This window comes from Pseudomonas sp. B3(2017), from assembly GCF_002113595.1.
In the GTDB taxonomy this organism is placed as follows: domain Bacteria; phylum Pseudomonadota; class Gammaproteobacteria; order Pseudomonadales; family Pseudomonadaceae; genus Aquipseudomonas; species Aquipseudomonas ekonensis.
Window position 1 is genome coordinate 388,910 of record NZ_NEIU01000004.1, and the last position, 11,847, is coordinate 400,756.

Annotated in this window: 13 protein-coding genes; 10 read left to right on the forward strand and 3 right to left on the reverse strand. The window is 58.9% G+C overall.

Features of this window, described 5'->3' with window-relative positions; all coding sequences use genetic code 11:
- Positions 1-111: 111 nt before the first annotated feature.
- Positions 112-594 (forward strand): hypothetical protein, encoded by a 483-nt coding sequence (locus tag CAG33_RS08750; protein ID WP_085584346.1) that lies wholly within the window; start codon positions 112-114, stop codon positions 592-594.
- Positions 595-600: 6 nt separating this feature from the next.
- On the opposite strand, the gene CAG33_RS08755 is transcribed toward CAG33_RS08750, so the two are convergent.
- A complete protein-coding gene (locus CAG33_RS08755) occupies positions 601-1,455 on the reverse strand; it encodes a LysR family transcriptional regulator (protein WP_085584348.1) in 855 nt (284 codons plus the stop codon).
- 102 nt (positions 1,456-1,557) lie between these two features.
- On the opposite strand from CAG33_RS08755, the gene CAG33_RS08760 reads away from it, so the two are divergent.
- From CAG33_RS08760 to CAG33_RS08790, 7 genes are all read left to right on the forward strand, one after another.
- Complete coding sequence (locus tag CAG33_RS08760) at positions 1,558-2,199, forward strand: FMN-dependent NADH-azoreductase (protein WP_085584350.1); 642 nt, start codon at positions 1,558-1,560, stop codon at positions 2,197-2,199.
- Between the two features lie 101 nt (positions 2,200-2,300).
- Positions 2,301-4,013 (forward strand): copper resistance system multicopper oxidase, encoded by a 1,713-nt coding sequence (locus CAG33_RS08765; RefSeq protein ID WP_085637801.1) that lies wholly within the window; start codon positions 2,301-2,303, stop codon positions 4,011-4,013.
- 10 nt (positions 4,014-4,023) lie between these two features.
- Positions 4,024-4,899, forward strand: coding sequence for a copper resistance protein B (locus tag CAG33_RS08770; protein ID WP_085637804.1), 876 nt, complete (start codon positions 4,024-4,026; stop codon positions 4,897-4,899).
- Positions 4,900-4,951: 52 nt separating this feature from the next.
- Positions 4,952-5,326 carry a copper homeostasis periplasmic binding protein CopC gene (gene copC, locus CAG33_RS08775; RefSeq protein ID WP_085637806.1) on the forward strand — a complete coding sequence of 125 codons (375 nt, stop codon included), beginning with the start codon at positions 4,952-4,954 and terminating at the stop codon, positions 5,324-5,326.
- Between the two features lie 3 nt (positions 5,327-5,329).
- The gene (gene copD, locus CAG33_RS08780) at positions 5,330-6,259 is read left to right on the forward strand and encodes a copper homeostasis membrane protein CopD (protein ID WP_085637809.1); all 930 of its coding nucleotides are present in this window, start codon (positions 5,330-5,332) and stop codon (positions 6,257-6,259) included.
- A gap of 73 nt (positions 6,260-6,332) precedes the next feature.
- Positions 6,333-7,013, forward strand: a complete 681-nt coding sequence (locus CAG33_RS08785; RefSeq protein WP_170929995.1) for a SinI family restriction endonuclease — start codon at positions 6,333-6,335, stop codon at positions 7,011-7,013.
- Between the two features lie 124 nt (positions 7,014-7,137).
- Positions 7,138-7,929 carry a transporter substrate-binding domain-containing protein gene (locus CAG33_RS08790; RefSeq protein WP_085637812.1) on the forward strand — a complete coding sequence of 264 codons (792 nt, stop codon included), beginning with the start codon at positions 7,138-7,140 and terminating at the stop codon, positions 7,927-7,929.
- Positions 7,930-7,931: 2 nt separating this feature from the next.
- Here the strand turns inward: CAG33_RS08790 and CAG33_RS08795 are convergent, their stop codons facing one another.
- Entirely contained in the window at positions 7,932-8,141 is a 210-nt protein-coding gene (locus CAG33_RS08795; RefSeq protein WP_085584364.1) for a hypothetical protein, read from the reverse strand.
- Positions 8,142-8,277: 136 nt separating this feature from the next.
- On the reverse strand, positions 8,278-8,640 hold the full coding sequence (locus CAG33_RS08800; protein WP_085630696.1) for a DUF6124 family protein: 363 nt from the start codon (positions 8,638-8,640) through the stop codon (positions 8,278-8,280).
- Positions 8,641-9,181: 541 nt separating this feature from the next.
- Here CAG33_RS08800 and CAG33_RS28210 point away from each other — a divergent pair.
- Positions 9,182-10,528 carry a hypothetical protein gene (locus tag CAG33_RS28210; protein ID WP_139833009.1) on the forward strand — a complete coding sequence of 449 codons (1,347 nt, stop codon included), beginning with the start codon at positions 9,182-9,184 and terminating at the stop codon, positions 10,526-10,528.
- 80 nt (positions 10,529-10,608) lie between these two features.
- A complete protein-coding gene (locus CAG33_RS08805; RefSeq protein ID WP_085637816.1) occupies positions 10,609-11,766 on the forward strand; it encodes a PIN-like domain-containing protein in 1,158 nt (385 codons plus the stop codon).
- Positions 11,767-11,847 lie beyond the last annotated feature (81 nt).

Genomic DNA, 11,847 nt, shown 5'->3' on the forward strand with positions numbered 1-11,847 from the left:
GGGCCAGGAGTCGATTGGGGCACGCTTGTGTTGCAAGCGCATGACGCAGGGCAAAACGTGCATTACTTTGAAAGGACTACGATTGAGCTGACATCACCACAGGGAACCGACATGAGTAAAGCAGACGAACTGGCCGCGAAACTCAAACAGACCCGGCACACCCATGCAGACGAAATCACCTGCGCCGAACTGGAGATCGACTGCTGGCCCGCGCAAGTCTATGCCCTTTACCACCGCATCGAAGGCTGGCTGCAACCGGTGGCGGAAGTCGGCCTGAAGATCCGGCGCAACCCCACCCATGTCTGCGAAACCTCGCCCGACGGCGAAACCCACGACTACGCCATCGACCAACTGGTGATCGACGCCAACCAGCACAGCTTGACGTTCGACCCGATTGCGCGGTTCACCGAAGACGGCGCCGGCCGCGTGCAGATCAACCTGCCGGGCAAGGAGACCTCGCTGCTGCGCACCGTCGATGAGCACGGCGAAAGCCATTGGTGGCTGCAGACCCTTGAAACCGGACAGCAATTGGACGCCATCGCCCTGACGGAAAACAACCTGCTGCTGGTGGTTCAGGAAGGGCTGGGGCTGTAGGAAACCTCAACGCCGCCGCGACGAACAGTGTTCGACGATCACCCGGGAAACCGCCTCGATCATCTGCGGGTCGGCATGATCCGCGGTGTACAGGCGAAACTCCGCATCCGGCAGCGGCGGCAACCCTAACCTGGCATCCAGCGCCTCCAGCCCCGGCCCCAACTGGCTGGCGGCCATGGGCGCCACGGCAAATCCAGCCAACGCGGCGGCGCGCAGCCCGGCGGTGCTGGTGCAGAGCATGGCGGTGCGCTGGGCGATGCCGGCCTGGGCCAGGCGGGTCAACGCCGCTTCGCGGTACGGGCAAGGTTCGGGAAACAGCGCCAGCGGCAACGGCGTCGGCAACTCAACGACCGCCTGCGCCGACCAGGCCCACACCAACGGCTCCTGCCACAGCAGCAAACCCGGCTCGCGGGACTCGCACAGCGAACCGATCACCAACTCCAACTCGCCTCGCTTCATCTGGCCCAGCAGCGTGCCGGGAATGTTCACCTGCATATCGATCACCATGCCCGGATGCTGCGCGGCGCAGTCCTGCAACGCACGCAGCAGCCGGGGCTCGACGAAATCCTCCGAAACACCGATCCGCACCCGCCCCCGGAACGGCGTGCGCGTGAGCTGCGCCCAGGCATCGCGGTTCAACGCCAGAATCGTGCGCGCATAGGCGATCAGGCGTTCGCCGTCCGCCGTCAGGCGCTGGGAACGGGTGGTACGGACCAGCAACGGCTTGCCGAGCTGCTCTTCCAGGCGGCGCAAATGGCCGCTGACGGCGGACTGGGTCAAATGCAGTTTTTCGGCGGCACGGCTGAAGCCGTCCTCATCGACCACGGTGACGAAGGTCTTCAACAGCAAGGCATCGAACATAGTTTGCTTTGTGATCAATCGACTGAATATTCGCGATTTATAGTTTCAATCCAGCTATGTTGCAATGGCTCGAGTTCTCCCACCCGGATTTCGAGGCCTACCGTGACCACCCTTCTGCACATCGAATGCTCGCCCCGCAAACAACGTTCCGCATCGCTGGAAACCGCCCGCCACTTCATCCACCGCTTCCAGCAGCACCGGCCGCAGACGGAAGTCGAAACCCTGGACCTGTGGAGCCTGCCGCTGCCGGAGTTCGACGAAGAGGCGATGAACGCCAAGTACGCCGGCCTCAACGGCACGCCCCTGACGCCGGCGCAGCAAACCGCCTGGGACGGTCTGAAGGCGCTCGCCGCCCAACTGCACCGCGCCGACGTGCTGGTGCTGTCGGTGCCGCTGTGGAATTTCAGCATCCCGTACAAGCTCAAGCATTTCATCGATCTGGTGTCGCAGAAGGACATCCTCTTCAGCTTCGACCCCGAGCGCGGCTTGCAGGGTTTGCTGGAGGGCAAGACCGCCGTGGTGGCCTATGCGCGCGGCATGGACTTCTCCGCCGGTTCGCTCACGCCCGCCGACACCTTCGACTTTCAGAAGCCCTACGTGGAAGCCTGGCTGAACTTCATCGGTGTCACTGACGTGCACGGATTGACCGTCGAGAAGACGATCCTGGGCGAAGACGTCGACCGCGCCTCGCGTTCGGTGGCGGCGCAACAGGCCCGTGCGCTGGCGGACGCGCTCAACCGGTGAAGCTGTCAAAACTGTAATCCGCCCCTCAGCCAACTGAAAGCTGCCGGCCGCTAGCCTCCCCGTCATTGCCGAACCAGACGGCTCGACGGGGATTTCCGCGCATGCATTCCAACACCTCCAGACGCACTTTCGTAAAGGGACTGGCCGCCGGCGGGCTGCTCGGCGGCCTCGGGCTGTGGCGCACGCCGGTCTGGGCCCAGGGCGACGCGGGCCTGCCCAACGCCTTGAGCGGCAGCGAATTCGATTTGTTCATCGGCGAGACCCCGGTCAATTTCACCGGTTCTCCCCGCACCGCCATGACCATCAACGGCGGCCTGCCCGGCCCGCTGCTGCGCTGGCGCGAGGGCGACACCGTGACGCTGCGCGTGCGCAACCGGCTCAAGGACAGCACCTCGATCCACTGGCACGGCATCCTGCTGCCGGCCGACATGGACGGTGTGCCGGGGCTGAGCTTTCACGGCATCGAGCCCGGCGGCGTGTACGTCTACCGGTTCAAGCTGCGGCAGAACGGCACCTACTGGTATCACAGCCATTCCGGGTTCCAGGAACAGTCCGGCGTCTACGGCCCGCTGATCATCGACGCCAAGGAACCGGAGCCGTTCCGCTACGACCGCGACTTCGTGGTGATGCTCAGCGACTGGACCGACGAAGACCCGGACAGCCTGATGAAGACCCTGAAGAAGCAGTCCGACTACTACAACTTCCACAAACGCACCGTCGCCGACTTCATCCACGACGTCAGCGACAAGGGCTGGGGCGCCACCGTCGCCGACCGCACGATGTGGGCGCAGATGAACATGAACCCCACCGACATCGCCGACGTCAGCGGCGCCACCTACACCTTCCTGATGAACGGCCAGGCGCCCGACGCCAACTGGACCGGCCTGTTCCGCCCCGGCGAAAAGCTGCGCCTGCGCCTGATCAACGGCTCGGCCATGACTTACTTCGACGTGCGCATTCCGGGGCTGAAGATGACCGTGGTCGCCGCCGACGGGCTGCACGTCAAACCGGTCACGGTGGATGAGCTGCGCATCGCCGTGGCGGAAACCTACGACGTCATCGTCGAGCCCGCCGCCGAGGCCTACACCCTGTTCGCCCAGGCCATGGACCGCACCGGCTACGCCCGCGGCACCCTCGCCGCCCGCGCCGGCCTGTCGGCGGCGGTGCCGGCGCTGGATCCGCGGCCGCTGGTGACCATGGACGACATGGGCATGGGCGGCATGGACCACGGCAGCATGAACATGGACGACATGGCCGGCATGGATCATTCGGCCATGGGCATGGGCCCGATGCAGGCCCACCCCGCCAGCGAAAAGGACAACCCGCTGGTGGACATGCAAGCCATGACCACCGCCCCGAAACTCGACGACCCGGGCCTGGGCCTGCGCAACAACGGACGCAAGGTGCTGACCTACGCCGACCTGCGCAGCGCCTTCGAAGACCCCGACGGCCGCGACCCCGGCCGCACCATCGAGCTGCACCTGACCGGGCACATGGAGAAGTTCGTCTGGTCGTTCAACGGCGTGAAGTTCTCCGACGCCGAGCCCCTGCGCCTGAAGTACGGCGAGCGCATCCGCCTGGTGCTGGTCAACGACACCATGATGACTCACCCCATCCACCTGCACGGTCTGTGGAGCGACCTGGAGGACGAGAACGGCGACTTCCAGGTGCGCAAGCACACCATCGACATGCCCCCCGGCACCCGCCGCAGCTACCGGGTGACCGCCGACGCGCTCGGCCGTTGGGCCTACCACTGCCATCTCCTGTACCACATGGAAATGGGCATGTTCCGTGAAGTTCGCGTGGAAGAATGAGGGGCCGACCATGATCCGATTCGCAGCGTTACCCGTTTTGCTCACCAGCACCCTGTCCACGGCCATGGCCGCCAGCGACATGGCCGGCATGGACCACAGCCAGATGCCCGGCATGGACGCATCCGCCCTGCAGTCGATGGATGACGGCGGCATGCAACCCGCCGCGCCGACCGAAAGCCGCACGCCGATCCCGGCCCTGACCGACGCCGACCGCGCCGCCGTGTTCAACAGCCCCGGCGGGCACAAGGTGCATGACAGCGCCGTCCACAGCTATTTCCTCGCCGACAAGCTCGAATGGCAGGACGCCGACGACGCCAGCGTGCTGGCCTGGGACGTATCCGGCTGGATCGGCGGCGACACCGATCGGCTATGGCTGCGTTCCGAGGGCGAGCGCAGCAACGGCCGCACCGAAGACGCCGAGCTCCAGGCCCTCTGGGGTCACGCGATCTCGCCGTGGTGGGACGTGGTCAGCGGCGTGCGCCAGGACTTCAAGCCCGGCGCCCCGCAGACCTGGGCCGCGTTCGGCCTGCAAGGCATGGCGCTGTACAACTTCGAGGCCGAAGCCACGGCGTTCCTCGGCGAGGGCGGCCAGAGCGCCATCCGGCTGGAGGGCGACTACGACATCTTGCTGACCAACCGCCTGATCCTGCAGCCGACCGCCGAGCTCAACATCTACGGGCAGAACGACCCGCAGCGCGGCATCGGCGCCGGGCTCGCCAACACCGAGGCCGGCCTGCGCCTGCGCTACGAGATCCGCCGTGAGTTCGCGCCGTACATCGGCGTCACCTGGAACCGCACCTACGGCAACACCGCCGATTTCGCACGGGAGGAAGGCGAAGACCGCAGCGAAACGCGCCTGGTGCTCGGCGTGCGGCTGTGGTTCTGACCCCTTCACCCATCCCAAAAAAACACCGCCCCCGAGCGGAAAGAGGCCTTGCATGCGCACCATCAAAACCGCCGTCGTACTCGCCACCGGACTGCTGCTGAGCGCCCAGGTCCTGGCCCACCCGAAACTGCTGTCGTCCACCCCCGCCGAAGGCGCGGACGGCGCCGCCCCCGAGAAGATCGAATTGCGCTTCTCCGAACCGCTGACGACCCAGTTCTCCGGCGCCAAACTGGTGATGACCGAAATGCCCGGCATGGCCCACTCACCCATGCCGATGAAGGCCCGGATCAGCGCCGGCAACGACCCCAAGACCATGCTCGTCACCCCGTTGGCGCCGCTGCCGGCCGGCACCTATCAGGTGCAGTGGCGCGCGGTGTCGTCGGACACCCACCCGATCACCGGCAACGTCACGTTCAAGGTGAAGTGACCGATGGATGCGCTGATCAACGGCCTGCTGCGCCTGGCGTTGTATGGGGACCTGCTGCTGGTGTTCGGCGTGGCGTCGTTCGGCGTGTACAGCCTTCGCGGCGAACAGCGGCGCTCCGGCGCGGTGCTGGCGCTGCGCCCGATGCTGGCCTTATTGGCCGCATTGGGCGCGCTGCTGTCGGTGGCCGGCCTGGTGATGATGACTCGCAGCATGAGTGGCGAAACCGACCTCGCCGCCCTGTGGCCGCACCTGCAAATGATGTTGGGCGAAACCGATGTGGGAATGGCCTGGGCGGTGCGGGTCGGCGCGCTAGCGCTGGTGGGGCTGGCATTGACGATCCATCCGCGCAGGCCCGGCCTGAGCCTGTGGATCGCCTCGCTGGCCGGCGCCGTCGCCCTCGCCTCGCTGGCCTGGAGCGGCCACGGCGCGATGGACGAAGGGTCACGCCGCGTGTGGCACCTGCTCAGCGACATCCTGCACCTGCTCGCCGCCGGCGCATGGCTGGGCGCCCTGCTCGCCTTGGTGCTGATGGCACGAACCGACGCCAAGTTCGACGAAGCGCGGCTTAGGCTTTTGGCCTTTGCCGTCAAACGCTTCGAATGGGTGGGCGCGATGATTGTGGTGACGCTCACGGTCACCGGCGTGGCGAACTACCTGTTCATCGTCGGCCCGACGCTGGGCGAGATCCTGCTCGGCGCCTACGGCATCCTGCTGGCGGTCAAGGTGTTCCTGTTTGCCGGGATGCTGGTGCTGGCGGCGCTGAACCGCTTCCATCTGGGGCCATTGCTGGAGCGGTCGTTGCGCGACGGTCAGCACCGGGTGGCGGCGAACGCGCTGCGCCGCAGCGTGGCGGTGGAGTTGGGGATTGCGCTGGTGATCGTGGGGTTGGTGGCGTGGTTGGGGACGTTGAGTCCCGAGATGGAGGGACAGTGATTGGATCCAGGTGTTGTACAAAACAACATCAAAGTGATATCAACCTCGCACCTCCACGATGTATGGACACCGCATGCCGTTCCCAGCCAATGCCCAAGCCGCCGCCCGTGCGGCCATGGAAGACGTCAACCCGGACCTGGTCGACCCGTTCGCCACGGTCGTCGAGTTCCTCAGCGCCAACCCCGAGTTCGCCCCCAAGGCCACCAAAGCGGCGCCGCTGGGCAGCGAGGCCTACATCGGCCGGCTGGCGCAAAAGTTCTCCAACGGCCGCGCCGCCAAACAGCTGATACTGCCCAGAACCGTCCAAGATCCGATCATCCCGGTGATCATGGGCGCGCACGGCAACTTCGCGCCCGAAGAGCTGCAAAAGATGCAGACCGCCCATGCCATCGCCATGGCCGCCGAAAACCTCACCGGCGACCTGCTCGAAGACTACATCGCCAGCAAAGCCGAACCCACCGGCTGGGTGCAGTGCTCCGGCTACACCACCAAAAAGGCCGACTTCATCAAGCGCGCGGACGACGGCTCGGGCGACTGGAAAATCCTCCAGATCAAGAACCGCGACAACTCCGAGAACTCGTCCTCGCGCTCCGTGCGCGAAGGCACGAACATCCTCAAGTGGCACCGCACGTTCGCCCGCAAGGAAGGCTCCAACTGGCACAACTTCCCGGACGCGCAACTGGCGCCGCAGTTGTCCGAGCAGGATTTCCAGGCCTACGTCGTCCAGCAGATGACCTCGAACAACCCGACGTAATCCACCGGCCGCAAAACCAAAGGGCGATCCGCAAGATCGCCCTTTTTCATGGATGCCCGCCCCTTCCGGAACGCCCTGGCACTACACTGCGTCCACTTCCACTTCCCACAGAAGCCCCTCACCCATGACCACCCCAACCACCCGGATGATCTTCTGCGGCCTGCTGACCCTGGCCGGCGTCGCCCAAGCAGAGCCCACCTCCTCGCACCTGGACAGCGTCCAGCAACAAGGCCGGCTGCGCGTCTGCACCACCGGCGACTACAAGCCCTACACCTTCAAACGCGAAGACGGCGACTACGAAGGCATCGACATCGCCATGGCCCGCACCCTGGCCGACAGCCTCGGGGTCAAGGCCGAATGGGTGCCGACCACCTGGAAAACCCTGATGCCGGACATGCTGGCGGGCAAATGCGACATCGCCATGGGCGGCATCTCGGTGACGTTGGAGCGGCAGAAAAAGGCCTTCTTCAGCAACACCCTCGACGTCGACGGCAAGATCCCGCTGGTGCGCTGCGCCGACCAGGCCAAGTACCAGACCGTCGAACAGATCAACCAGCCCGGCGTGCGCCTGGTGGAACCCGCCGGCGGCACCAACGAAGCCTTCGTCCACGCCTTCCTGCCCAAGGCGCAACTGGCGCTGCACGACAACGTGACGATCTTCCAGCAACTGCTCGACAACAAGGCCGACGTGATGATCACGGACGCGTCCGAAGCACGCTACCAGCAGAAACTCAAACCGGGCCTGTGCGCCGTCAACCCGGACAAGTACATGCAGTACGGCGAAAAGGCCTACCTGCTGCCCCGCGACGACATCGGCTGGAAACTCTACGTCGACCAGTGGCTGCACCTGAGCAAGGTGACCGGCAAATACCAGAAAGTGCTGGGCGAATGGATCGCCGCGCCCACGGCACCGTGACCTCAATCGTCGTGCAACAGGCCCGAGCTGTACTGGTTGAAGTTGTTGCCGATGCTGCTCCCGCCGAACTTCAGGGTGTTGGCGTTACGGCCGTCCAACGACTGGCAGTCGGCGGAGAAGCACGTGGTGGTGGTCATGCCGCCGCCCGAACAGGCGCTCAAGGCTGAAACGGCGGCGACGATCAACAACGCGTGAATAAGTCGGGCATGCATGGCTGGGCTCCCTTGGGGTGCGGTCTTGTCGCTCCCATCCTAGGCGCCCGGGGTTGGCGGCAACATGAAACTTCACGGCTCGACAGCCGGGGTTCAGCATTGCCGCCCTGTCCTAGGCCATTCGCCGGGCCGTGGCTTACGTCTTCGGCTCGACGTTATCCAGCGCCTGATTCACCGCCACCTCGCTCAGCATCACCAACTGCGCAATGCCCAACGCCATCCGCCGCTGCCCGGCGCCCAGCACCGCAGCGAAGTTATTGAGCATCTCCGACGCCGAACCGAGGTTCTCGCTGGCGTTGGCCAGCAGGGATTCGGTGTCGTACACCGGGTTGGCCAGGTACATGGGTTCGGATTCATGGGGAGTGCCCATGATCTGCGCGGCAGGGTTGAGGTAATGGTCGAGGGCGCGTTCGGCGGCTTCGTTGAGCTTTCGGGAATCGATGGATTCGTAGGGGGACGCGGGGTCGGTGAGGGGTGGGTTGGGTGTTGGTTTGATCATGGATGGAACCTCTAGCGCGAACATTGGGGAAGCCATCAACCTCGCTACCAAACGAGGGTGGCGGCCATACGCGGGTTGGTAGACCGGTCGCACTAGAACCCGGCGCCCACGGATGGGCCCCACGCATGACCACCATGAAACCGAGCCCTGAAAAAGCGGCTGCACATGGGGGCACTGCACATCTAGAAACGAAACGGGCTACCAAACCCGATCACTGGTTTTCAGTGACCCTGGAACGATAAAACCCGTGTTCTAGACGCACAAGTCGGCGGATTCTGGCTTAGGTGTAGGGGGTGGTGCAAGGTGCGTGTAGTCTATAAGACACACCAGCTAAAGAACATTAAACACGCTACCTGATGGCATTGTTTAAAACACCTAAAAAATCTGATATGGATTGACGCGAGAGCACAGAACACCAGCCGCGATTACCGCATTGTAGAATCCCAGCTCAACGCATACACTTCACTTAGTAAAAAACTACAATACCAACTCAAAAAAACCTTAAAAACACACTCACATAATCTTCAGAAAAGGATAGCAAATGAAGTACAAAACAAGTGATGTTTTTGGCGTCCGCAGCCAACTAATCGAGTCTTACATAGAGAGACCTAGCGTTGACGAACTATTCAGCGCAGCACTAAAGGACAAAAACCAAGTCATAGTATACGGTTCATCAAAACAAGGTAAAACATCCCTAACACTAAAGCACCTAGAACCAAGCGAATACGTAAAAGTTGAGTGCTCGCCACAAACTCAAGCAATAGATATTTATCGATCAATCCTTCGCCAATCGAACATTACATATTTTGAGAGTGATACACAGGGACTAAGCTTCGAAATCGCAACAAATATAAGCGCCGGAGTAAAAGTAAAAGTTCCATTCATGGGTGAAGCAAATTTAGGATCTGGTACTGGAGACAAAAAAACACAAACCAACACTTCAAAAGAGCTTTACATCGAGTACAACCTGGAATTAGCACAAGACGTATCCGAACTTTTAAGAAAAAAAGGCATAGAAAAATTTATTGTACTTGAAAATTTTCACTATCTTTCCCTAGAGGTTCAGGAACGTCTCGCATACGATCTTCGGGTATTTCAAGACCTAGGTGTAATATTTATTGTATTGGGAATCTGGCGAGAAGCAAACAGACTCGTGCAGTTCAACGGCGATCTCCTAGATCGAGTAACTGAAGTACCCGTAGAGCCCTGGCTGGACGACGACTTCAAAAAAGTTATCGAAAAAGGCTCAAAGCTACTTAATGCCGACTTCAGCGAAATCCAGGAAAAACTGATAAAATCTTCATTTGACAGCGTCGGCGTAGTTCAGGAACTTTGCAAACAGTGCTGTATTGCAGCAGGACTAACTGAAACAACAGAGTCAATCACGAAGATTACGCACAACCATCTAAGGATGGCATTAGCGACAAAAGCCAGCGACTATGGCGGCCGCCACATTCGAAATTTTGAATCCTTTGTTGACATTGCACGCAAAACCAGCAACCAAAGCGGGAAACCCTCACTTGCCTTTCCATTTTATTTCATACAACTACTATTAAAAGCGGACTTAGACAATATTGAGCAGGGATTGTCTCGATCCAACTTATTAGAAGGCATCCGGAGAGTACACCACAGACCTGACGACGTCCGATCAGGTGACCTTGGCGCGTTTCTCCACAACATCACTCAACACCAAATAAACAAAAGAATTCAGCCGCCCTTTGTAGATTATGATCGAGGGAGCAAGCTTCTTAAAATCATTGACTCGTCTCTTTATTTCTTTTTACGGCATTGTGATCGCGAATCTATCCTTGCTGACATCCCACATCCTATTCTAGATTTCTCAGACGATTTGCTTTCAGGGTTAGATGAATTGGAACCATCAATCTAACCAAACAAATCGAGCGGATTTATTCATTAAAATACATCCGATCTAACCTCAAAATCAAACATCTCGACACCGCCATCCTCATGACCAAAGAACAAGTAAACTCCCAAGACGCCTCTGACACTTTCAACTCATACCGTGAAAAAATACCTCAGCCAGAATTAATATTCTCCTACAAGCAAAATTCAATCCAAACTATAAAAAACTCCTGCCTCGTATCCTTCGACACCAACGTTCTATTGGCACCATACAACTTAAGAAAAGAAAGCATTAATGAAATTGAAAAAATACTATCATCTTTGCGCAAACAGAACCGAATTTTTCTTTCCGCTCACGCGGCACGGGAATTCGCAATAAACAAGCAAAATAAACTGTCTGAAATCCATAACAGCATCCACGAAAGAAAAATAAAAATAAAACCAGCTCCAGAGTACCCAATACTATTTGATCTTCCAGAGTACGAACTACTAAACAAACATGCCGAACAAACCAAAAAAGCAATAGACGAATACAACTCAGCTCTTGATTCTATTGCAACAAAAATAAAAAACTGGACATGGAGCGATCCAGTCGTAGACATTTACTCAAAAGTATTTTCAAAAGAAACAATCCTTGATCACAAACTAACAATAGACGAACTATTTGACGACCTAAAGAGACGTAACAAATTCAAAATAGCACCTGGATACAAAGACGCATCAAAGGAGGACAATGCCGAAGGCGACCTTTCAATCTGGCACACACTACTGCAAGTAGGCGCAGACCGACAGGAAAACATAGTATTTATATCTGAAGATAGAAAACCTGACTGGTGGACACGAAGCAGCGGCTCCGCATTCACCCCGAAGTTTGAGCTAATTCATGAATTCCAGAACAAAACAAATGGAAAAGATATTCACTTTTTAATATTTTCTGAGTTCCTAAAAATTTTTGAAGTGCCGCAATCCGTTGTCAATGACGTTAAAAATGAAGAACTTCGACTACAACAAAAACACACACTAACTTACAACCCATACATACGCAGCAATCGTAAAAAATTATTTTTTGAATTATCCAAAAACGGTATCGACATCTCCACCTGCTCCGTTTGTGGATTCCAATCCAACCCAGATCGTTCAATACTTGAAATTCATCACATAACTCCAAGGAGCGAGGGAGGATCAGACTCAGCAGATAACATAATAGTTATTTGCCCAAATTGCCACAAAGAGCTTCACGCCAACAAAAAGAATGATTTCTGAACATCCTCATTTATCATTGAAGGGCTGATCTATATGCCCTTCCCCTTTTTTCCTAAGAATTTAGCCAAATAAGGGGGGGGG